The 21,664-nt window shown below is 66.8% G+C and carries 19 protein-coding genes and 5 pseudogenes; 9 read left to right on the top strand and 15 right to left on the bottom strand.

Annotated elements, in window-relative coordinates:
• Positions 1–34: 34 nt before the first annotated feature.
• Positions 35–478, bottom strand: a complete 444-nt coding sequence (locus tag OG395_RS57780) for a hypothetical protein (RefSeq protein ID WP_327250025.1) — start codon at positions 476–478, stop codon at positions 35–37.
• Between the two features lie 20 nt (positions 479–498).
• A complete protein-coding gene (locus OG395_RS57785; protein WP_327241097.1) occupies positions 499–882 on the bottom strand; it encodes a hypothetical protein in 384 nt (127 codons plus the stop codon).
• A 108-nt stretch (positions 883–990) separates the two neighbouring features.
• Between OG395_RS57785 and OG395_RS57790 the strand changes: the two genes are divergently transcribed.
• The 5 genes from OG395_RS57790 to OG395_RS57810 all read left to right on the top strand — a co-directional run bounded on the left by OG395_RS57790 (position 991) and on the right by OG395_RS57810 (position 8,240).
• On the top strand, positions 991–1,563 hold the full coding sequence (locus tag OG395_RS57790) for an ISAs1 family transposase (protein WP_442818848.1): 573 nt from the start codon (positions 991–993) through the stop codon (positions 1,561–1,563).
• Positions 1,564–2,012: 449 nt separating this feature from the next.
• Complete coding sequence (locus tag OG395_RS57795) at positions 2,013–2,291, top strand: transposase family protein (RefSeq protein WP_327250127.1); 279 nt, start codon at positions 2,013–2,015, stop codon at positions 2,289–2,291.
• Positions 2,279–3,058: an ISAs1 family transposase gene (locus OG395_RS57800; RefSeq protein ID WP_327250128.1), complete on the top strand. Its 780-nt coding sequence runs from the start codon at positions 2,279–2,281 to the stop codon at positions 3,056–3,058. Before OG395_RS57795 ends, OG395_RS57800 begins: the two co-directional genes overlap by 13 nt.
• A 612-nt stretch (positions 3,059–3,670) precedes the next feature.
• The gene (locus OG395_RS57805; RefSeq protein WP_327250129.1) at positions 3,671–7,234 is read left to right on the top strand and encodes a hypothetical protein; all 3,564 of its coding nucleotides are present in this window, start codon (positions 3,671–3,673) and stop codon (positions 7,232–7,234) included.
• 286 nt (positions 7,235–7,520) lie between these two features.
• Complete coding sequence (locus tag OG395_RS57810) at positions 7,521–8,240, top strand: IS6 family transposase (protein WP_327250130.1); 720 nt, start codon at positions 7,521–7,523, stop codon at positions 8,238–8,240.
• Between the two features lie 288 nt (positions 8,241–8,528).
• On the opposite strand, the gene OG395_RS57815 is transcribed toward OG395_RS57810, so the two are convergent.
• The 6 genes from OG395_RS57815 to OG395_RS57840 all read right to left on the bottom strand — a co-directional run bounded on the left by OG395_RS57815 (position 8,529) and on the right by OG395_RS57840 (position 14,663).
• The gene (locus tag OG395_RS57815) at positions 8,529–8,651 is read right to left on the bottom strand and encodes a hypothetical protein (RefSeq protein ID WP_327250131.1); all 123 of its coding nucleotides are present in this window, start codon (positions 8,649–8,651) and stop codon (positions 8,529–8,531) included.
• A 489-nt stretch (positions 8,652–9,140) separates the two neighbouring features.
• Positions 9,141–10,220, bottom strand: coding sequence for a hypothetical protein (locus OG395_RS57820; protein WP_327250132.1), 1,080 nt, complete (start codon positions 10,218–10,220; stop codon positions 9,141–9,143).
• 717 nt (positions 10,221–10,937) lie between these two features.
• On the bottom strand, positions 10,938–11,432 hold the full coding sequence (locus tag OG395_RS57825; protein ID WP_442818836.1) for a DUF2231 domain-containing protein: 495 nt from the start codon (positions 11,430–11,432) through the stop codon (positions 10,938–10,940).
• 282 nt (positions 11,433–11,714) lie between these two features.
• Positions 11,715–12,773, bottom strand: a complete 1,059-nt coding sequence (locus OG395_RS57830) for a hypothetical protein (protein WP_327250133.1) — start codon at positions 12,771–12,773, stop codon at positions 11,715–11,717.
• A gap of 29 nt (positions 12,774–12,802) precedes the next feature.
• Positions 12,803–13,579 carry an ATP-binding protein gene (locus tag OG395_RS57835; protein WP_327250134.1) on the bottom strand — a complete coding sequence of 259 codons (777 nt, stop codon included), beginning with the start codon at positions 13,577–13,579 and terminating at the stop codon, positions 12,803–12,805.
• Positions 13,569–14,663 (bottom strand): Mu transposase C-terminal domain-containing protein, encoded by a 1,095-nt coding sequence (locus OG395_RS57840; protein ID WP_327250135.1) that lies wholly within the window; start codon positions 14,661–14,663, stop codon positions 13,569–13,571. Before OG395_RS57840 ends, OG395_RS57835 begins: the two co-directional genes overlap by 11 nt.
• Positions 14,664–14,764: 101 nt before the next feature.
• Between OG395_RS57840 and OG395_RS57845 the strand changes: the two genes are divergently transcribed.
• The 3 genes and pseudogenes from OG395_RS57845 to OG395_RS57855 all read left to right on the top strand — a co-directional run bounded on the left by OG395_RS57845 (position 14,765) and on the right by OG395_RS57855 (position 16,122).
• Positions 14,765–15,376, top strand: coding sequence for a hypothetical protein (locus OG395_RS57845; protein ID WP_327250136.1), 612 nt, complete (start codon positions 14,765–14,767; stop codon positions 15,374–15,376).
• Positions 15,377–15,603: 227 nt separating this feature from the next.
• Positions 15,604–15,744 (top strand): annotated as a pseudogene (locus OG395_RS57850) (IS6 family transposase); the annotation flags it as partial.
• Positions 15,745–15,810: 66 nt separating this feature from the next.
• Entirely contained in the window at positions 15,811–16,122 is a 312-nt protein-coding gene (locus OG395_RS57855; RefSeq protein WP_327250137.1) for an integrase core domain-containing protein, read from the top strand.
• A gap of 150 nt (positions 16,123–16,272) precedes the next feature.
• Here OG395_RS57855 and OG395_RS57860 read toward each other — a convergent pair.
• Positions 16,273–16,449, bottom strand: a pseudogene (locus OG395_RS57860) (IS256 family transposase); the annotation flags it as partial.
• Positions 16,450–16,496: 47 nt separating this feature from the next.
• On the opposite strand from OG395_RS57860, the gene OG395_RS57865 reads away from it, so the two are divergent.
• On the top strand, positions 16,497–17,654 hold the full coding sequence (locus tag OG395_RS57865; RefSeq protein WP_442818837.1) for an IS30 family transposase: 1,158 nt from the start codon (positions 16,497–16,499) through the stop codon (positions 17,652–17,654).
• A gap of 29 nt (positions 17,655–17,683) precedes the next feature.
• Here the strand turns inward: OG395_RS57865 and OG395_RS57870 are convergent.
• The 6 genes and pseudogenes from OG395_RS57870 to OG395_RS57890 all read right to left on the bottom strand — a co-directional run.
• Positions 17,684–18,139: pseudogene (locus tag OG395_RS57870) on the bottom strand (transposase); the annotation flags it as partial.
• A 606-nt stretch (positions 18,140–18,745) separates the two neighbouring features.
• Positions 18,746–19,144 (bottom strand): telomere-protecting terminal protein Tpg, encoded by a 399-nt coding sequence (gene tpg / locus OG395_RS59095; RefSeq protein WP_442818838.1) that lies wholly within the window; start codon positions 19,142–19,144, stop codon positions 18,746–18,748.
• Positions 19,144–19,200, bottom strand: a pseudogene (locus OG395_RS59100) (hypothetical protein); the annotation flags it as partial. The pseudogene OG395_RS59100 and the gene tpg, both read right to left, overlap by 1 nt.
• 537 nt (positions 19,201–19,737) lie before the next feature.
• Positions 19,738–19,938 carry a hypothetical protein gene (locus tag OG395_RS59105; protein WP_442818839.1) on the bottom strand — a complete coding sequence of 67 codons (201 nt, stop codon included), beginning with the start codon at positions 19,936–19,938 and terminating at the stop codon, positions 19,738–19,740.
• 46 nt (positions 19,939–19,984) lie between these two features.
• Positions 19,985–20,446, bottom strand: coding sequence for a hypothetical protein (locus OG395_RS57885; protein WP_327250140.1), 462 nt, complete (start codon positions 20,444–20,446; stop codon positions 19,985–19,987).
• A gap of 441 nt (positions 20,447–20,887) precedes the next feature.
• Positions 20,888–21,343, bottom strand: a pseudogene (locus tag OG395_RS57890) (helicase associated domain-containing protein); the annotation flags it as partial.
• Positions 21,344–21,664 lie beyond the last annotated feature (321 nt).

Below are 21,664 nucleotides of genomic sequence, written 5' to 3' on the forward strand. Positions count from 1 at the left end.
ATCAGGGCGACAAGAGCCGTGTAACGGGAGACTGTTACGCACGGTTCTGTGAGGGCCGGGAGGTGAGATTCCTCCCGGCTACTCGGCAGGTGAAGACCTGGGATGGGGCGGTGGCGACCAGTTCGGGCACGGTCTTGGCCGGGTGGGTGGCCTGACGGCGACGCTCGCCGGACTGGCCCTTGTCACGCAGGATCCGGTACATCGTGGAGACCGAGCAGTGATAGCGGCCCGCGTCCAGCTCACGGGCCCAGATCTGCGCGGGCGGCAGCTCCACGTACTCGGCGCTGTTCATCAATTCCAGTACTGCCGCACGCTCTTGATCCGTCAGCGCCGAGGGCTGGGCCTGGACGTGGGAGCGGGGCGTGCGGTCGGTCGGGGGCTTGAGCCTGCGGTAGTGGGTGGCCCGGGAGCGGCCTGTCAGCCGGCACGCGGCCGTGATGCCCAGCTGGCCCTGAACGCCGGTGAACGCGGTGTCCATCACGGGGTCGGTGGCGTGTTTCAGTCCGCGCTCTCGGAGATCATTTCCAAGAGCGCGGAGGCTTTTCCCATCACCTCGAGTGCGGCCTTGTTCCGGGCCAGGTCCTTCTGCAGCCGCTCCACCTGCTGTCGCAGCTTCTCGTTCTCCACCTCCGCGGCGGACTTCTTCGTGCGGGCGGGGCTGGTCCGGCGGTCGACCAGGTTTTCCAGGGCCCCGGCATCCCGGGCGGCCCGCCACTCCTTGACATGCGAGTGGTAGAGGCGTTCCCGGCGCAGGACCGCGCCCTTCTCGTTCCTGGGCGCGGCGTCGTACTCGGCGACGATCCGCAGTTTGTACTCCGAGGTGAAGGTACGGCGCTTCGGCCTCGGTGCCGGGTCGGACCCGACGGGCTCAGTGCTGGGCATAAGGGGCGGTTCTCCTGTCGTGCCCTCTCAGGCTAACCCCGCAGAACGGGACGTCTCACCCGAGGCTGACAGAGAGGGACGGCCTCGACCTGCGGGGAGCGGGACGCCCTGCACACCCAGCACGACCACGGCTCCTACCTGCGCTCCCGGGGCGCCCACTACCTCGCGGTCGTGAAGAAGAACCATCCCGGCCTGTACACCCAGGTCAAGAAGCTGCCCTGGCGGGACATGCCCCCGGATCACTACACCCGCCGCCGGGCCCACGGACGGGATGAGATCCGCCGCTTGAAAGTCGCCGCCTTCCACAGCATCGACTACCCCGGCGCCCGCCAGGCGATCCAGGTCGTGCGCCGCCGCCACGACCTGGCCACGGGCAAGCTGACCATCGAACGCGTCTACCTCGTCACCAGCCTGGGCCTCTTCGACGCGACCCCGGCCGAACTCGCCTCCTGGATCAGAGGCCACTGGCACATCGAAAACCACCTGCACCACGTTCGTGACCGCACATTCCGCGAGGACGACTCCAAGGTCCGCACCGGCACCCTGCCCCGCGCGATGGCCAGCCTGCGAAACCTCGCCATCAGCGTCCTGAGACAAGACGGCCAGACCAACATCGCCGCTGCCCTCCGCCGCACCGGCCGCGACTACACCCGCCCGCTCCAGCTCCTCGGCCTCACCTGACAAAACCGGTCAGATCGCGATCATGCAATGCCCCTGCCCGGGAGAGGGCTCGGGTTCGCACCGCGCTGGAGGCCAGCTCAGTCTGAGACCGTCCATGAATTTTTCCGTGCCAGCGGCGCCAACAACCCCCGCAGGTCAGGGGCATTGCGTGATTGGGATTGGTCCGGTTCGCCGGTCTCGTGAGTGACGTGGCGTCATGTCCGTTGTGGGGCAAGGGGCCCGGGAGAGCAGAGCAGGCACGGTGCTGGTGATCATGTGGTTGTCGAGACCCATGAGAACCGAGCGAGACCGTGCCTGCCCGAACATCATCGCCCATCCCTTCCGCACTGGAGCAACTGGGCTCCCCGACTGATCCCCTCACCTCAAGCGATGTCGCTGACCTGCGGCGATTCCTGATCCTGGTTACCGATCCCCGCGATGCGCGAGGACTGCGGTATCCGGCCCTCGCGTTGCTGTGCGCAGCCGTCTCGGCGGTGCTGACCGGCGCTCGCTCGCTCATCGCGATCAGCGAGTGGATCACGGATGCCCCGCAACATGTGCTGGGCGTCCTCGGCTTCGCTGCCGATCCACTTACCGGTCTGCGGCCGGTGCCGCACGCCGCAACCGTGCGCCGCCTGCTGCAGCGTGTGGACGGTGACGCGCTGGACGCGGCGATCAGCGCGTATCTGCAGGCCAGAACGCCGCCCCGGTCGAGCCGGAGGCGGAGAAACGGCCGGTGCGACGGGTGATCGCGGTCGACGGCAAGGTGGTCCGCGGATCGCGAACCCGGGCGGCCGCGGCGATCCAGCTGCTGGCGGCGATGGACCACCACGGCGTGGTCCTGGCCCAGCGGCAGGTCGCTTCCAAGAGCAACGAGATCCCCTCCTTCGCGCCGTTGCTGGACGGTCTCGAGCTGGAGAACACGGTGGTGACCGCCGACGCCCTGCACACCCAGCACGACCACGGGGCCTATCTGACCAGTCGCGGCGCGCACTACGTGGCCGTCGTGAAGAAGAACCATCCGGGCCTGTACGCCCAGGTCAGGAAGCTGCCCTGGCGGGACATCCCGCTCGGGCACCGCGCTCGCGACCACGCCCACCACCGCGACGAGATCCGCCGGCTCAAGGTCGCCGCGTTCAGCCACCTCGACTACCCCGGCGCCCGCCAGGCGATCCAAGTCGTACGGTGGCGACGCGACTTGAGCACCAGGAAGCTGACCATCGAGCGCGCCTACCTGATCACCAGCCTGAGCGTCTTCGACGCCACCTGCACCGAGCTCGCCACCTGGATCAGAGGCCACTGGGGTATCGAGAACCTCCTGCACCACGTGCGGGACCGCACGTTCCGCGAGGACGACTCCAAGGTCCGCACCGGCACCCTGCCCCGCGCCATGGCCTCCCTGCGCAACCTCGCCATCAGCGTCTTCCGCCAGGACGGCCAGACCAACATCGCCGCCGCCCTCCGCCACACCGGCCGCGACTACCACCGGCCCCTACGAGCCCTCGGTCTCACGTGACGAACCCAGACAGATCTCGATCATGCAATGACCCTGCCCCGCAGGTACTGCCGGAAATGCTCACGCGACTCCGTTCGGTACCATCGCGCTTCGAATCGTGCGCATACCGCCTCAAATTCAGAATTCCACTCATCCAGATCCGTGGCCGTCACCGCGCCGACGATCTCACAAAGGTCAGACAAGCAGATACCGTTGCACCACCCGGTGTGATCGCGCAGAGCAATCCCTCGATCGTCCCACCAAGATCTAGGCATGTAGTACTAGTCGGTGTGCGCGCCGCTGTTGTATCGCACGGGCGTCAAGCCGCCCCCGAACGAACCGGTCGCGTGGACCGAACCGCTGCTGAGCGGTACCGAGCACGATCCGGTATGAACCGCCTTCCGATCGCTCGAAGAAGCCGTGCTGCGCGCCTGGTCTGCCAACGCGCCGTACGCTGCGGGAAGCGCCCCGGTTCGGGGTACGGACATGCCGGTCTGTGGAGCTCTTCCCGTTTGCAGAGTCACCCGGATGGTGGTGTGGTGGTAACAGTAGCGAACGAGAGCAACGGCGACCCAGGAGGTGAACCATGGGTGCAAGGTTGCATCTCCATAAGCTTCGCTGTGTGAGGTTCAGATGACTGACTCACTGGACTGGCATTTCCTCCTTGACCCCGTTGCTCTTGGGGGTTCAGCCGCCCAGGCCCAGGTCAGTCATGAAGCCCGGGCGAAGGGGATTGCTAAGTTTTTTGCCGCGACCCGTCCGCTCGACCAGGTGCACGGCCCTGCGAACGAGGACAACGTGGTGGCCCTGTTGGCGCACTTCGCCGCCGCTGACGCTGACCCCAACTTCACCGTCGACGGGGTAGTGAGCCGGCTCGAGGCGCCTCAGGCCTTACTGCGGCTGGAACTAGACGGCCATGTGGGAAGCGGCCCCCTCGGTAAGGGAAACTACGATTTCGCCCTTAGGGGATTGATGACGATCGCCCACCGATACGGGCAGCTGTTGGATGTCCCTGGCAGTCAACCGCGGAGCGGTGTCCGCTTTATTCTCGACAAGCTCCTTCCTTCTGATTTTTCGGGCGGCCATAACCCGTCCATCGATGAGGTTGTGGTCCTGGTCAACGACCAGTTCGGGACTATTGGATTTCCCGAGTCAGAGAATCATCTGCTGATGATCGAGACCAGCCGGTATCTCGCGAACCAGCTGCGGCATGAGTCGATTGACGGCCACGTCTCCGACAACCAGAAGAGCCTCACCGACTGGTTGCTCACGCACCTCCAGATAATCGCCCAGCACGACTTCCTCGAGTTCAGTGCTCGCCCCTACGCCAGGATGTCGCTTCACGCACTGCTGAACCTCTACGAGTTCGCCAGTGAACCGCTTCTTAGGACCGTCGCGCAGAACATCCTCGACTACACGTTCACCAAGTGCGCGCTCTCGGCCAGTCGCGGTCGGCGAGTGAATCCGTACCGCCGCCACCAGAATCGCATTAACCACGCGGCCAACTTCACCAACGACCTCTACGCCGACCGGTGTGACACGGTCACCAGTTTCTTCCTTGCCTACACCGGGATGACCGATGAGCAGGGTGTACCAGCACGGTTCCCCGACACCAAGGTGTACGAGGCGATGCTCGCTGCGACGTCAACTTACCGGCCCCCGGCGGTCGCGTACCAGTTGGCCCTCGAGGGGGACGTGCCGCCGCACCTGCACCGGTTCTACCACGGCATCCGGCCCGAGCTTCCGAAGGCGGGGAACACCGCCGACGCTGGCATTGAGATCTATTACCGGTCACCGTCGTTCATGCTCACGGCTGGCGGATGCTTCTTCAACAGCGGGTACGGCAGTGACGAAACCACCTTCGGCGAGCACAAAGCCTGGAGAGAGACGTCCCGCGCGCAGTCCACCACCCTCATCCCGACCCGAGTTCCGGCGCTACGCTTCAGCGACCTCATCCGCTTTGACCCCTACACCGACCCGGCCATCAATCCCGAGTTCAAGGACGATGACGAAAACGCCCTTCTTTTCCACACCACCGCAGTGAACATGGGCGTGAATCGCGGCATCGCCGCCGGCGGCAACCTTCGCCCCGCACCGCACAAGGTGGTCCTCGAGCATTTCATGTCGGAGTCTCTGGCGTTGGCCTCCCACCACGGCCGGCTTTGCGTCGCCTGGAAGGCAGACAACGACGAGACCCTGTTCGTCGCCAAGGTCATGACGACCACCGCAATGGGCATGGACGGCGTCGAGGGAGTCGAGGGGGTGGTCACACTCGATGGCACCTTCACCTCCGATGCCGCCCCGGCGCTGGCCTCCCACAACGGCCGTCTGTGGCTGGCATGGCGGGGATCCGGCAACGAGGAGCTAAACCTGGCGTTCTCCGACAACGACGGCGCCAGCTTCCAAGGCATCCACACCTTCACCGACACCAGCGACCATGCGCCCGCGCTGGTCTCTCACGCGGGCCGGCTCTACCTGGCCTGGACGGGGCAGGACAAGAGGCTGAACATCGCCAAGGTCGCTCTGTTCGCCAGCACTGCCGGCGCGTTCGGCATCGAGGGACTCGAGGACCCCGTCATCCTGGACGAGTCCAGCGAGCGTGGGCCCGCGCTCGCCGACCACGCCGACAAGTTGTGGTTGGCGTGGCGGGGGCGACAGGCGAAGTCCGGCGACGAGCAGTTGAACCTGGCGTTCTCCGCCGACGACGGCGCCCACTTCCAGGGAACGCGCACCTTCTCCGACACCAGTACCCACGCTCCGGCCCTGGCCTCCCACAAGGGCCGGCTGTACCTGGCCTGGAAAGGACTGAACATCGGCAAGGTGAACCTCGCCCGTGTAACCCTGATCGGCAGCACCGCGGGCACGTTCGGCATCGAGGGACTCGAGGGAAAGATCACCTTTCCCGAAGGAACCCGCGACGCCCCTGCCCTCGTGTCCCACGACGACGGGTCGCACGACAACATACTCTGTCTGGCCCGAAACGGGCCCGGCGACAATCCCACCGAGCTGACCTACGGCCGACCACATTTCCGCATCAGCCGCGACGGCTCGTTCATCACCGAAGGACCGTGGCGATTCCTCGACCTCGGCCAATTCGGGTTCTACGTCGCCGTGTACTGGACCCCGCCCGCCGGCCAGCTACCCTCCCAGACCCAACCGCTCAGCAACCTGGCCATCGTCTACGCGACCGAGTCCGCAGGCGCCAACTTCGACACCTTCAAGGCCACACTGCAGAACCTCAACCCGAGCCTGCCCGCCCGATTCGAGTACGGCAAGAGCTACGAGTTCCACGCCCCCGACGGAGGCCACTTCTCATGCTCGTTCAGCCTCGAGGCCAGCACCGACAAGTACACCGAACGCGTCGTGGACCTCAACGCCCCGATCAATAACCTCGCGACTCTTCCGCTGGTGCGCGGGGAGTACATGAAGGCAACCGACCACGTGGGGCACATCGAGATCTGGGCCCCAGGCCACACCGACGTCCCGGCTCTGGTACTGGACCACCAGGAGCCTGCGAAGCCCGAACGCATCGACAACGAAGCATCGTGGCCGCAGTTGCAGCGCGAGCGCGCTCAGGCCGCACTGGACTTCGCCGCGGCCATGTCCAACCGGTCTCGGAACCTGGCCAACGAACTCGACCTGGTCGGCGCGGCACTGGCAGCGCTGGACTCCGTCAGCGGTCTCGAACGCGTGACCGCGCCGGCCGAGCTGCTTCTGCCGCTCGCGCGCACTCGGGCGGCGAACGCCCACGACGCAACGTTTCGCTTCCTTGCGATCCACGACACCATCACCGCAGTCCGGCTGTTCCCGATTGCGGTCGACGGGTACAGCGACTGGGCAGCCCAGGACCGATCCAGTGTCCTGAATATCGCCGACCTGTTGATGAGCCTGTCGTCCAACCTTGCCGACAAGCTGCTGTTCGCCGAGGCAGTGACGCCTGCGAGGACCGCCCTCGACGTTCTCGAGCACTTCACGGCCCGGACTGAGGAGGCCGCCAGGGCCGAGGAGACCCGGGCACGGGCGACGTTCACGCTGGCATTCCGGCTGAATGCCGCTGGTCACCCGGAAGAGGCACTGCCTATCGCTGAGGAAGCTCTGAGACTTTATCGACGCCTCGCGGAGCACGACCCGTCCCAGGCCAAGTTCGTGGACACCGTGCAACAGCTGGTCGACTCGCTGCGACCCCCCAGCGGCTGACGTACGGCGGATGCCTCCATGAGGTTGAATCTCCTGTTGGGGTGACGGCTGCCTCGATGCCGCGCCGCCAGTGCTCGTGCTCGGGGTTGAGACCCGCACGTTGATGAACGCGGCCAGCTGCGCCGGGTCGCGCGGTGTGCTGAACTTCAGCAGCTTGCGCGCGGATGTCGACGGCCCGTCGGACCCGTTTCCCTCGCCCGGCTCTCTTGGCCCTGCGCGGGGTGCTGTCACGTTGACCGGCGGGTGAGATGATCTTCAGGTTGATCGTGGCTGGGAGGGGCCTGTCGTGGAAAGCGCGTCGCCGTCGTACAAAGGCCATCGCTACCCGGCAGAGATCATCGCGCACTGCGTGTGGCTGTACTTCCGCTTCCCGCTCAGCTACCGCGAGGTCGAGGAGCTGATGCTCCAGCGCGGTGTGATCGTCTCCTACGAGACCGTGCGCCGCTGGTGCCTGAAGTTCGGCCAGGCATATGCCGCAGGGCTGCGGCGCCGCCGGCCCCAGCCCTGCGATAAGTGGCATCTCGACGAGGTCTTCGTGAAGATCGACGGCGAGCGGCAGTACCTGTGGCGGGCCGTCGATCAGTATGGCGACGTCCTGGACATTCTCGTGCAGTCCAAGCGTGACGCGAAGGCCGCGAAGCGGTTCATGGCCAAGCTCATGAAGAAGCAGTGCCGCGTCCCGCGGGTGCTGGTCACCGACAAGCTGAAGAGCTACGGCGCTGCCCATCGGGAACTCATGGCCTCGGTCGAGCACCGCTCCCACAAGGGACTGAACAACCGGGCCGAGAACAGCCACCAACCCACCCGCCAACGCGAGCGGGCCATGAAGTACTTCCGCTCACCCGGCGCGGCCCAGCGGTTCCCGTCCGCGTTCAGCGGCATCTCGCCCCACTTCCGGCCCCGACGCCATCTTCTGACCGCCACTCAGTACCGCTTCGAGATGACCCTCCGCTTCACTCTCTGGGACCACATCACCGGCGCGGCCGTCCGGCCCACCGCGGCCTGACCCGGGGTCCCACCACACCTCGGCACACCGTCAGACGATCACGCGCCCGACAACGTGACAGCACCGTTGCCGATTCGCGGCTATCGGTTCGCCGGTATCGCTATGGTGGGGTCCAGAAGTTGCTTTGCCTTGCCGCGCAGCCGAAGCAGTCCTACTGCATCGACGCTTCCCTGGCAGCGGATGGAAGATGTGCCGGACACCCGAGGGCACGGGTGTCCGGACTGGCTCGAGTCTTAGCCTTCAAATTGCCATGACTCTTGCCGAGTTAGGGCCTCGGCAGCGGACGCCTTAGTCGCGGTACCAGATCACGAAGATCTGGATCAGCGCCCAGGCGAGTCCGCGGCCGAGGCCGTTCATCCTGACCGACTTGCCGCCAGAGCGCGCGTGACGCGGTTCTTTACGGGGACACATACGCCCACCCCTCACTCGTCAGGCACCAGTGGCTCGGCAGGTGTGCCCGATTTGATGTATGCCGAGCGAGCGAGTGGTGGGCGCGTCGGCTGTGCAGCACGCTATGTCACATTCCCTTACGGAGAGGTCCGCTTGGGGGAAATCGCCCCAAGCAGAGAATCCCTGAACTGGGCCGGCAGCACTGATCGGCGGCAGGTGGTGCGCACCGCGGGTTGCGCAAGGCGCGTTGGGCGGAGTTGCCCACACCCTGTTCGATGTCAGACGGTCCGCGCAGCCAGCGAGGCGTAAAGGGCAACGACGGTGTGTCCGAGCCCTGTCACGGCAGCGAAGACGGCGGTGACGACCAGGGCGTGGGTGGCTCTGCTCACGAGAACCGACAGCAGATGTTCAGCAGTTCCGACAGCACCCCGGCGCACTCCGTGTTCGATAGGGGGACCGGGGCCGAGCTCCGCCTTCTGGCCACCTCGCAGTGGCGGCCGGTTCATTGAGTCAGGAAGCCTGAGAGGTCCCGTTGCCGGACGAGGTGCGGGCGAACCAGGTTCGCGCCTCGTTGTCGGACAGGACGCGGGTCAGCTCGGCCGTACCCGGGAGATAGGGGAAGAACCGGTCGGCGTTCCAGCTGCGTTGGTACAGCGGTTCGTCCAGCACGAGCAGACGGTATCCCTCCACCACGGGGATGTCGTCGGGCAGCCCCTCGTTCCAGATCCGTTCGCCGTCCGGGGCGAGGAGTTCGAAGGCCCCGGTCGCGACGGCCTCGGCGCGTTCTCGGGCGGGCTCGGGGTCCGTGGCCAGGCGGACGCTCTCAGCCGAAGGGGCGGTACCGGGCACGTGGCCGCCGCCGACGAGTACGTGGGCGAGCAGCGTGTGCAACTGGAAGTTGTCCCCGATGCCGCCGATGCGTACCTCGAACCCGCTCCCGGTGGGCCGGTGCAGCACCACCAGGGGCTCGTCGTCCAGGACCGCCAGCGCGTAGGCCAGGCACTTGAGGTCATGCCGCTCCAGGGCTGCCAGGTCGCGGCAGGCGGGGAGGAGCGTGGATGCGTGCCGACGGCGCACCTCTGCGCTGCGGCACAGTACGGCCAGCGCGGGCGGCTGCCATTCCTCGACCGAGCACCAGGCCAGCGCCAACCGCGTGGTCTCGTACGCGTCGCCGCCCAGGCGGGCCAGGAGCGCATCATCGATGATTTTCTCGTCGGGCTCCGGCAGTTCGTCCGCGGCTGCGCCGGCGGCGGTCCAGCGGCGGGCGAACTCCAGGGCGTCGAGCAGGTCTCGGTGGACGCCGCCGAGGATCGGCTCCGCGCAGGCCGCCGGATCGGCGCCGCTCTCGACGCAAAAGCCGGCCGCCGATGCCAGGAGCGGGCGCGGGCCGGTGGGCGGGAAAGCAGGGAGCAGCGCGGCCAGCCGGGGCCCCGCCAGCACGCGTTCGGTGTTCGTCGCCTGCTGCAGAGCCTTCAGCGCGGCGGTGAAGGCATGTTCGGTGCGGGCACCGTCGCGAGCGTCAACGGCCTGCTCCAGCTCGGATATGACGGCGCCGAGGTCCGAGGCCTTCTGCTTCCTCTTGAAGATCACTGGCACACCTTAGGCCCAAGGGCTGACAGGCGTCACCGTTCGAATCTTCCGGACTGCTCTGTGCTGTCGAAATCGGTGAACATCCGCTGTCGGTTCTCGTGGACAGAGCCACCGCACGGCACTACCGACCGCCAGAGGCGTCGCGTACAGAGCGGAGAAGCAGCGCCTGGCTGGAACCAGGAGGAGCGCGAGCACGAGGACCGGCGCCCGGTCCGCGGCAGCAAGTGCGCCGGCCGATGGACGCAGGAAGTACGTCGCAGCGGTAGCCCGGTGGCAGGGCGCGAAGACGCACCTCAACTGTGCGAGGAATTTCAAGGCCAGGCCGTGACCGCCGCACGGCAGGACCAGGCCCTGCCCGAGCAGAAGGCCAGCGGCTGGCTCTCGCGCCTGCGGACCTGAACCGGGCAAGCCTCCCCGGCGGGACGGGCAAGCCCAAGGCGCCCCTGGGCAAGCCCGGCCGTGCTGTGATTCCCGCATAGACACATCCGCCGTCACCCGAAGAGATCGAGGCCGCCCGCTCGCCTGATGATCTGCGGGGTTTTGTCGGTGCTGGCTCGGCAGTGTGATGTCAGTGCGTCAGGTATGGGGTTTGTTCTGTTCAGCTTGTTGTGGTTGGTGATTCGAGTGGTGACACGAATGCCGGTCTGGGGCTGATGCTTTTGGCGATGATGCAGGTCAGTTGGTTGCTGGTCGGTGCGGGCCGGCCGATTTCGTCGGTCAGTCTCCGTCGCTCGGCTTCGTGGCGGTCTTGGAGTATGCGTCGTGCCAGGCGGCCTTCGCGCCCGAGTCGCCGATCCGGTACACGTTGACGATCGCACCCGCGGCCACCACCACGGACAGGACGGCCGCGGCGACGTGGAGGACCGACCACGACCGCGCTCCCGACCGAGCCCCGGAAAGCTCCCGCGACTGCGGCGCACCCGTACGGCGGGAGATCCACCACACGCCGGCCGCCAGCACGAACAGGCCCAGCGCCCAGGGCAGCATTCCGTCGCCCAGCTCGGCGTGCCGCCGCACCAGCGGGTCGCTGTCCACGTGTCGCTCCAGCCACTCCCCGGCCTGGGTGGCCAGCGGTACGGTCGCCAGCGTGACCAGGGCGAGCAGCGGCAGTGCCAGTCCGAGCCGCCGGGCGGCCTGCGGCCACAGCGCGCATATCACGAGCATCAGCGCGCTGAGCGGGACCAGGACAACGACGGCATGGACCAGCAACACGTGCGCGGGCAGGCCGTTGATTGATGATCTGCGGGTGTTTGGGAGTGGTGGATCGTCATCGTGTTGGGAGTGGAATGTCGGGGGTTTGAGCTGTGGGTCTTCCGTAGATGGGACTCTCATATGTTGACGATTCCGGACTCTTGTTTTTGACGGTGTGTCATGTCGGTTTGGTGGAGACTGCAACGGAGGGGCCGGTAACACGGCAGGTCGATAGAGGGGCCGGGGCGGGGCGAGGGCTGTCTGGTCTCCTGGTGGGTGGGCCCGGTGGCTACCGGTGGGGGCTCAGCGGCTTGGCTGCCGTGTGCGCGGGGTGTCGGCCCGGCGGGCCAGGTTCACTCCACAGGCGTCGGCGTGGGTGGTGAGTTCGTTACCGCCGCGCATAGTGATCATGGGGAACAGTGCTGCGCTGACGGGGCGGGCACTGAGTTGGTGGTGGGCTGCCACGGCCAGGAGCAGAGGCCGGGCCCAGCCGGGTACGGGGTGGATCCGGCAGGCGTGGTGGGAGGTGCGGCCGTGGGTTTTCAGTACGCAGGCGTGTTCGTCGAGATCGACACCGCGGATCTGCGCGAGGCGGTCGATGTCCAGTCCGGTGATCACAGCAGCGGCCAGCGCTCCCGCGTACACCGGGTGCGCGACCCGGTGGAGCCGCGTGAACAGTTCCTCGGCCAGCGGGTGGCCGGGCTCCGCATCGGCCTCTGGCACGGGCACGGCCCCAGCGGCGGGTGTGTGGCCGGCGGGCAGCGCCGCATCGGCTCCCGCGCAGGGGGCGCGCCGGGCCCGGGTTACGACAACGCCTCGGTCAGGGGCCAGAACAGCGATCCGCGCGTCGCTTTCCCGCACCGCCCAAGCGGCCCGCTGCGGCACCCGGCGTGCCTGTGCCGATCCGGTGTCTCCTGCGGGTTCGGTCAGGATGCAGCGGGCCTGTTCGAGGTCCTCGATCACCTGGTGGGGGAGTCCTGCCAGCAGTGCGGTCAGCGCGTTTGTGGGTGGTGCGTGCCACACCATCGTCAATCGGATTCCGGTGCGTGTCTGCAGGCTGGATAGCTGCGCCCAGCGCCGGTGGGTGAGGCGGTCGGTGCGGGTGACGATCACGTGCTCGATCCGGTGGGCGAGGATCCAGGCGGCGGCCGCGTCCCAGGCCGGCTGGAGGGAGTCGGCCCACGTCCCGTACCCGTCACCGGGCAGGAGTCGTTTGCCCAGCGCGTACAGCAGGTCCTGCGCGAGGGAAGCAACCGTGGTGGTGGCCGGTGTCGGCTGCACGGTGACGCGGCCGGCGGCGGGGCAATGGGCGTTTAATGCGGCGGCGTTGTAGGCACGGTGGTCGTCCCGGTCCACGATCACGGTGACTGGGGGCGGCGCCCCCGAGCGCACTACATGCCGCCGATCTTGCTGTAGACCCAGTGCACGAGGTCCTTGTCGACCGCGGTGAGGTTCATCTTGTCGATGCCGTTCAGAACGTGCTTGGTGATGTTCGCCCAGTTACGGAAGCTGCCGTGGGCGGCCTGCTTGTCGATCGCGTCGATCAGCGTGGTGTCGACGTCAGCCCAGACGGGGTGGAAGGCGGGGATCGTGGCCCGTACCTCGTCCTTGGACATGCGGGTGAACTCCTGCCAGATGAAGATCCTCGAAGCCAGCATGGGTTCACGTCGTAGGACCTTGTAGCAGCCGTCGCCTCCGGCGAAGATCACGGCGATGTTGGTGCGTTTGTCGTCCCACAGGTGGCGCCAGAACTCGAACCCGGTCTTCTTCATCCACTGCGCCTCGTCACAGACCAGGACCCGGAACTCCTCGGCGAGTGCCTCCTTGAGGAGGGTGTCGAACTCGATCGGGCGGGCCGGCGGTTCACCCGGCAGCCCCAGCGCCTGGAAGAGACCGTGACGGATGTCCCGGGGGGTCGGTCCGGCCCGCAGTTCCAGGCGGTGGGTGATGTCCGGGGCAAGGTGTCGCAGGGCGGAGTTGACCGACATCGTCTTGCCAGATCCCGCAGGCCCGTAGACGCACATCATGGCCTTGGCCTCGATGACCGCCTCGATGTTGTCCCGCGTGGTCAGCAGCGTGTCGGTGCCGACCAACTGTGCCTGCTCCAGGCCCAGGAAGTGGTCTTCGCTCTCGTCGGGCAGCAGCCCGTAGTCCAGATCAGCGATCATCAGCTTGGTCCTCATCAGCAGTAGGTGTGCGCGCCGTCCTGGGGCGGGCCCAGGTATCGGGCGCGGGGCCGTGCGGAACGAGATCGGGACGGGCCAGCGCACGGCGGTCCGTCTGCGCCGCCGCGCCCAGTTCCTCTTCGGCCTGCGCGGAGGTCGAAGAAGTGAGAGGCCTGGGCGGGGCGGCGGTGGTGAAGGCTTCGAAGCGCTGGCGGCGCAGTTTCTCCGCGGCCTTCAGATCGGCCTTGAGCCGCCGGGCGGCCGCGGTGCGTGCGGCCTGGACGGAGCGGATCTGCTCCCGGCTCGCCGCGGCGGCCAGGAACGTCGAACCGAGGTGGTGGCCGGTTGCGGCGTCGAAGACTTCGATGGTGTCGTCGTGATGGGGAAGGTGGCGTACCGAGACTTTGGTGCCGGTACGGCCGTTCATCCAGGGGGCGAGGTAGTCGCGGCGGCGCCACCGCACTCCGCTGGTGCTGATCGTGTACGTACGGCCGTCGTCCTCCAGAGCGAACGTCGCCAACTGCCCGGCGGACACATCCGTCAGCGGCGTCGCGTCGGCCTGCCACGCCTCGACGGGGGTCTTCCCGTTCAACGCGGACGGGTGATGGCGGGTGTTCCACCAGGTCACCCAGTCCAGCAGCAGCCCCACGAACGCTGTATACGTCAGGGGCGGGGCATCGGGGTCGGCGAGCCGACCGCCGGTGAGTTTCTGGCGGCCGGTGTACCGGGGGAGGGAGACGAGGAACAGCTCCTCGACCGCGTCGTTCAGCGCCTCGATGGTGCCCTTGAGGTGCGGGGTGTAGGCGGGCAGGTCGGTGACGGGGACGGCGAGCGCGCCCATCGCCGCGGTGACCGTCGCGCACAGGAACTCCTTGCCGCGGTCCACCCGGATCTGACCGGGCAGCCCGCCCACGGGGCCGAACGGCTCGCTGCGGGTGATCGCGATCCGTAAGGAGGCCAGCACCGCGTCGCGGCTCGGAGCGTGCGCGGTGACCGCGGCCCCGGTGATCGCTTTGGTGGCGCAGTCGATGAACCAGGTCACCCACGGTGTGGCCAGCTCACTCTCGACGTCGACCTCGACGGGCACGTGCTTGTGGTCGCCCTCCCACACCGCGTTGCGGTGCGTGCCCGGACGCTGCCCGAAGTGTGCCCGTACCCTGGCACCTTCCCGAGGAAAGGACACAACACGTGGAGCTGCGCAGCATCCTGGCCGACCTCGATCGCTGGTTGGCAGAGCATGCTCCGGGCGACTACCGGCAGCTGATGCCGCCAGCGGATCCGGCGCGGGTTGCCGCCCTGGCAGCGGGGGCCTTCCGGGTTCACGAGGACGTGCTGGTCTGGTTGTCCACGCATGACGGCTCGAAGCGCGATCCGGTGCCAGCCGCAGGTGCCTTCGTCCCCTCGGACTTTCCGCTTCTGGGGGTGTCCGGCATGACGCAAGGGCTGGCGGACATGGTGGATGACGTCGAGCGGGCCGTCGCCGACGGCGAGGAGGAGTTCATCGTCGGCCTTGAGGCGCACGAGCTATGGCTACCGGTCGCGAGGAACCACACCGGCGGCGAACTTATTGTTGATCACCGGCCTGGCGGTGACCACGGGGCGGTCCTGGAGGTGGACCCGTCCATCGGTGTGGACGGAGTGAAGCGGTGGGACAGCATGTCCCACATGTTCGGCTCGATTCTGGGAGCCCTGCAAAACGCATCCATGCTCGTGACCGGCAGCGGAGTGAAGACTGCGCCCCGCATCGAAGACCCTGGCGATGCCCTGCCCCACGTTGTCTGGGACCTCTACTTCGGCTAGAGGGGTAGTGCGCTTGGGTCCTGTCCGGCGGATCCTGGATGGTTGCTTGGCTTTGTTAGTGAGTCTCGAGAACATCTGTTGCTCAGTGGTGAGATCGCCTGATGCGATACGAAAACGGTGTCGCCGAGTTCCGAGAACGCGTGGATGCTTGCTTCGGGACCACTGGTGTGCTGCGCACAACGGCGACGGATCGAGCCACGGGGCCCGATGCGCGCGTTGTCAGAGGGTCCGCGTTCAGCGGCATCTCACCCCACTTCCGCCCTCACCGCCACCTGATGACAGCCTCCGACCACCGAGCCGAGATGACCGTCCGCTTCGCGATCTGGGACCAGATCACCGGTGCTGCCGGCCGGCCCACCACGGCCTGACCACAGGCCCGGACCGCGGGCCCCACCAGGCCACGACGTACCGTCAGGCACCTGCAACCCAACAACGTGACAGCACCCATGGAGGTGCTGCTCAGCGCGCCACGCGCGCCTCGGATGAACGCGCACTGCGAGCGGGTGATCGGCACCGTCCGCCGCGAGGCGCTCGACCACCTCTTGCTCATGAATGAGGCCCACGCCCGGCAAGTCCTTGCCGACTTCGAACGGCACTACAACACGCATCGACCTCACCGGGCCCGAGATCAACGGCCCCCTCACGCCTCCGGGCAGCCAGCCACCGTCCACGGCCTCGACGGCCGCAGACTCCTGCGCACCCGCATCCTCGGCGGTGCTATCAACGAGTACCGGTACGCCGCTTGACCTGCGCCGATGACTTTTCGAGCCCCACACGTTCACGGCTTCATCCTGACGCGGACTCGCCGACGTGACGGCTGCTTCGACCGCTCTCGCCGCGCCATCCGGGCTCTTTCGGGAGTGTCAACTTAACGGCTGATCCGGGTTGTTGAGGTTCTAGTTGTTGGCGGGGGTCAGGCGTCCTTCGAAGGCGATCTGGAAGGCGTTCAGTGGGGCCTTCCAGCGCATGGTCCACCTCTTGCGGCCCTTGCCGGTCGGGTCGAGGCTCATGAGCGCCATGTAGACGCACTTGAGGGCGGCCGCCTCGTTCGGGAAGTGTCCGCGGGCCCGGACCTTGAATTCCATCGGTGGTTGCGAACGTCCGAGGGGAGATGGTTCGCATGCCTCGTGGAGGAGCCAATCGCGTGCCGTCGTCGGCCAGACGGCGGTACTTCGAGCTGCGGCGCAAGGGCCTGAAGGGGGCAGCGGCCGCCCGCCAAGTGGGCGTATCGGTGAGCTGCGGGTCCAACTGGTTCATCGATGCTGGAAGCATGCTCATTCCTGACCCTCCCATCTCGCCACGCTTCCTGACCCAGGACGACCGGATCGCCATCGCCGACGGTCTGCGCGCCGGGCGGAGCCCGGCCGTCATCGCCGCCGAGATCGGCAAGAGCGTTTCGACGGTCTACCGGGAGATTGGACGCGGCCGGAAGGAGAACGGGGAGTACGAACCCTGGTGGGCACACAACCAGGCGCTCCTGCGTCGCCAACGCCCCAAAGAAGAGAAACTCCGCGACCACGGACCCCTGCGCGCGGCAGTGCGCGAGAAGCTCGACGAGAAGTGGTCCCCGCAGCAGATTGCTCGACACCTCGCACGCGAGCACCCGGACAACCCTCGCATGCGGGCCTGTCCGGAGACGATCTACCGTGGCCTGTTCGCTGGCCTTCTGGGCAAGGGTGAGGGCCGACTGCGCACCGGACGCACCCGCCGCAAGCGGCAACGCCGTGGCGTCGTCTCACCCAACAAGATCAAGAACATGACGCTCGTCCATGACCGACCCGCCACGGTCAACGATCGTGAAACGCCCGGCGATTGGGAGGGAGACCTCATCATCGGACGCGCTCAGCGGTCCGCTATAGGCACCCTCGTCGACCGCACGACCCGCTTCGTTCGCCTGATCCACCTGCCGCACGGCTGGAAGGCCCAGCCGATGCGCGACGCCCTGGTCTCGCAGACCGCCGATCTGCCGCCAGCGTTGCGGCGGACCCTGACCTGGGACCAGGGGCGCGAGCTCGTCCTCCATGAAGAGATAGAGGCCCTCTCCGGCTTCCGGATCTATTTCTGCGATCCTCATTCTCCCTGGCAGCGCGGCACCAACGAGAACATCAACGGGCTGCTGCGGCAGTACTTCCCCAAGGGCACCGACCTTACGGTCCACTCCCTGCGCAACCTGACGGCCGTGGCCCGTCAGCTCAACGACCGCCCCCGAATGGTCCTGGGAGACCGTACTCCGTCCGAGGTCATGCAAGACTGGGGCATAGCATCACAATTTCCGTGATTCGCAATCACCGCTAGAAACCGCCCCCGGTCGAGAGGCCGGTTCTGCCACTCGGCCATGCCTTCCATGACTTTGTCGGTGATGTTCGAGATCGTCTGCTTCGACACCTCCGCGCCGTAGATCTCGGCCAGGTGGGCCGAGATCTCGCCGTGCGTGAGGCCCTTCGCGGACAAGGACAGCACCATCTCGTCAACGCCGCCCAGGCGCCGCTGGCGCTTCTTGACGATCTGCGGCTCGAAGATGCCGGCCACGTCACGCGGGACCTTGACCTCGACCGGTCCGACGTCGGTCAGCACCGTCTTTGCGCGGGTGCCGTTGCGGCTGTTGCCGCTGTTCTTCCCGGCCGCCTCATGCTTGTCGTAGCCGAGGTGATCAGTGATCTCGCCCTCCAGGGCGGATTCCAGCACCCGCTTCGTCAGCTGCTGCAGCAGCCCGCCCTCCCCAGTCAGCTGCAGGCCCTCCGACCGGGCCCGGTCTATCAGCATCGAGATCAGCTGGTCATCCGGCACCCCTCCGGGAACTGCCGGACCAGTGGCCTCGATCGAATCCAACTCCACACCCTGCACAGTCACTTGGCGTCTCTTCCTTGATCAGCAGATCCGCCGTTAGTTTTACACTCCCGCTGCACGCGGCGACCGCACATCCCCGCCTGGCCGCGGCTATCGCCGCCGCGCTGTTCACCGGCGCCTCCCTCCAGCAACTCGCCACCGCACGCCCCCGCGACTACGACGACGCCGCGGCCACGCTCGCCCTGCACGACCGCACCCGCTACACCGACGGCTGCGCCGCCTACCCCGTACCGCCCTGGACGGGCATCTTCCTGCGGGCTGCGGCCTGCTTCACCCGGCTGGTGTCCGGCGAGGAGCAGGAACTGCTTGCCGCGCCGGGAGACCGTGGGCACCTGCTGCGCATGGCGGAGACGACCAGGCTGCGCCCGCCCCAGCCGCCCGCAGCCCGCCGCCAAGGCCCGGCCGGCCGGAGTGGGACTGGCGTGAGCGGAAGGAAGCCGAGAGGTACGAAGCGATGCCGACCAGTCGCGTCAGGCCCTCGCGACGCTGAACACCCTGACGTTGTTACGCGACGGGCCAGACTCAGCCGATCGAGAAGTCGGCGAACTCGATGTCGCTGAAAGCGATATGCAGACCGTGGGCCCGGCCCCATTCGCGAAAGTAGGCGTGCCCCAGCGCACGGGCGAGAATGACCGTCTGCTGCTGCTCGCCCGCGCCGGCATCCCGAGCGGCGAACAGTTCCCGGGCTACCTCTCCCGGCAGGTCCTGGGTGATCCATCGCACCCGCGGATCGTCCGAAGACCCTGCCGGCGCGGCAAACCCGAATCGCGCCCTGGTGTGGAAGACGAAGCCTTCCGCCTCGGCCTGGGCACGCCGACGGGCCCGTACCGGGGCTGCCACCGAGCCAGGACCGCTTCCTCGATCGCCTGGACATGCTGCGGACCCGGCGGACGACGTGCTCCGGACTTCTTTGTCACCCACCGCTGCACGGTGCGCTGTGAAACGCCCAGAAGGCGTGCCACCTTCCTCGTGGAGCCCTTCTCGGAAACGCAATGCCGAGGCGCCTGTAGGTACCGGGCGTGTCAGCAGCGCTCGCTCAATTCCGTCGCTGATCTCCCCCACGACTCTCCCCGGCGCTTGACCCCTATGGCTGTTTGCGCTGCCATACCTCTCACAGACGCGGCCTCCCACGATCGAGATCCGCCGTACAGGGCACACGATGGGCAAACCTGGGCTACAGACGCAGAACGGGAGACAGGGACGGTGACGGACCGAGGGCAGAGCGCCCCGGTTCGACCCGCCGATTGTCAGTGCTGCGTGGGCGTCTTTGGGTACGCAACAGGGCAACGAGCAAAGTGCTGAGGTGCATGCCATGGCTGTGCGTGCACCCACTGCGCGAGTGCCGTCGGCCCGCACTGGAACGCCTGCTGCGCCTTGCTCGGGCTCTTTGTCGCAAGGCCGCCCGCAGGGGCAGGAGACGGCGACTGGGCGGGCTTGATGCCCAGCACGGTCAGCCGCTCCTGCTGCTCGGACAGGAGCCGCGCCCAGGTGCCCGGCCGCTTCTGCTGCTCCAGTCACAGTCCGATGTCGTCGCCGTCCATGAGGACGCCGGGTGTGATGCCGGGCAGCTGGCCGTCGGCATCGGCCAGGTCGGCGAGGACGCGGTGGTGGCGTTGCCAGTCCAGTGGCCAGGGGCAGTTCCAGTCCGGGTCGATCGCGGTGAGCTGCGCCGCGCGCTCCGCCGCCCGTTCCGGGTCCTGTGCTGCCCACTTCAATCCGAGGTCGACGAGGGGCCTTGACCCCGGAATCCTGCTGATGCCTCTACGCCGCTGCGCCTCCGAGGATCCTCAGTGAGTACCTCTCGTATGCGCGGTGCAGAACCATCCTCACCGGGCCCGAGACCAACACTCCGCTGACAACGTACTCCTTTTCGATTCCCGTCTTGGTCACCTGCTTCTCGTACAGGGAGTCGGTCTCCTTCTTCGCCCGGTCGAGCCACGAGGACGCCTTGTCATGGTCGATTCCGGCGACGTCGAGACCTGTGCAGGAAGCCAGGAACTCGAAATCGCCTGGTTCCTTCGTACCCGCGCGGCACAGCAGGGAGGACATGTTCTTGTGATCGGCGTAGCCGGCCGACACGGTCATCCCGTTCTTGCCGCGCCCGTGAACGTACGTCCTCATTTTCCCGTCGGGCATCTCCTGCTCGACGGGCTTTTCGAGTCGGATCTTCCAGTCCTTCGCCAGTCCGGTGAGGAAATCGTTCCCGGTGTATCCCGTGGCCATCGTCCTTGCTGGGCTAAGCGTGGCCTGTTTGTCGCTGGTCACCGCATGCTTGGGCAGATCGGAGGCCTGCGGCAGGGGCTGTGTTGCGGACGGCTCGGGACGAGGTGCCACTGTCCTCGGCGCTTGTGGCGATGCCACGCCGGGGCTGTCCTGGCCACAGGAGGCGGTTCCCACCGCGCCGGCGACGAGAGTTATCAGTACGACGGGAACGCGGAGGGCGGCCCGTGTCCCGAGCCACTGTCCACCCGAACGCGCCCTCTGGATCTGGGGTATCACCGAGAGCCCACTCCTGCCGGGAACTTGAAGCCGTCCTGGACGACAGCCGCCAGCATTCCGGGTACGGCCATGATTCTCTTGCGTACTTCTCTCATGTGCACCTGCTCTCCGAGGGTGTTGTCTGCCGATGCGGAAGCGACTTGCTATGGAAACCAGCACCGCACGCTACACGGCCCACTCCACCCCGAGCTTCCGTAGTGCGTCGAGTTGTTCGGCGGTGAGCTTGTTCCGCCTGGACTTGGTGTTGCTGTACCAGATGCCGAGCTTGGTCTCGCTTCCGTCGGGCAAGGTCTCCATCGCCTTCCGGGGTACCGGTCGGCCCACGCCTTCCCGCTCCACCCACTGCGCAAGGGCCGTCAGGCCGCGTTGGAACGCCTGCTGCGCCTTGCTCGGACTCTTCGTCGTACGCGCCGCCGCCGGGGCGGGGGACGGCGCCTGGTCGGGCTGCATGCCCAGCTTCGAGAGCCGTTCCTGCTGCTCGCCCGTCAGCTGTGTCCAGGTGCCCGGATTCTTCTGCCTCTGGAGCCACTTGCTCAGGTCATCACCCTCGAACAGCACCCCAGGTGCGATGTCGGGCAGCTGGCCGTCGGCGTCGACCAGATCCGCGAGGACGCGGTAGTTGATGATCTGCGATTTTTTGGCGGTGGTGGTTCGGCATCGTGATGTCAGTGCGGTAGCTGCGGTGTCTGTGCTGTTCAGATGGTCGCGGTGATTAGTTCGGGTGGTGACACAGTTGCCGATTTGGTGCTGACGTTTTTGGTGATGATGCGGGTCGGTTTGTTGCCGGTCGGTTCAGCATGGGTGTGTTGTTGCTGGTCTTGTGTCCTGAACATGAAAGAGAGTTGGTCGTAGGCCCACTTCTGGAAATGATGCTGTGCGGAAGATGAAGGTATTTGGCCCTTCGAAGTCGCCCTGCGGGGGGAGGCTTCAAACCACCTCATG

Origin of the sequence: Streptomyces sp. NBC_01320, from assembly GCF_035974375.1 — a bacterium.
GTDB classification, from domain to species: Bacteria; Actinomycetota; Actinomycetes; order Streptomycetales; family Streptomycetaceae; genus Streptomyces; species Streptomyces yanii.

Excerpts from the sequence above, each read along its gene's own strand:
- OG395_RS57780 (WP_327250025.1), bottom strand. The coding sequence starts at position 478 with ATGGACACCGCGTTCACCGGCGTTCAGGGCCAGCTGGGCATCACGGCC.
- OG395_RS57785 (WP_327241097.1), bottom strand. The coding sequence starts at position 882 with ATGCCCAGCACTGAGCCCGTCGGGTCCGACCCGGCACCGAGGCCGAAG.
- OG395_RS57805 (WP_327250129.1), top strand. The coding sequence starts at position 3,671 with ATGACTGACTCACTGGACTGGCATTTCCTCCTTGACCCCGTTGCTCTT.
- OG395_RS57815 (WP_327250131.1), bottom strand. The coding sequence starts at position 8,651 with ATGTGTCCCCGTAAAGAACCGCGTCACGCGCGCTCTGGCGGCAAGTCG.
- OG395_RS57835 (WP_327250134.1), bottom strand. The coding sequence starts at position 13,579 with ATGATCGCTGATCTGGACTACGGGCTGCTGCCCGACGAGAGCGAAGAC.
- OG395_RS57865 (WP_442818837.1), top strand. The coding sequence starts at position 16,497 with ATGCCTCGTGGAGGAGCCAATCGCGTGCCGTCGTCGGCCAGACGGCGG.
- OG395_RS57885 (WP_327250140.1), bottom strand. The coding sequence starts at position 20,446 with ATGGCCACGGGATACACCGGGAACGATTTCCTCACCGGACTGGCGAAG.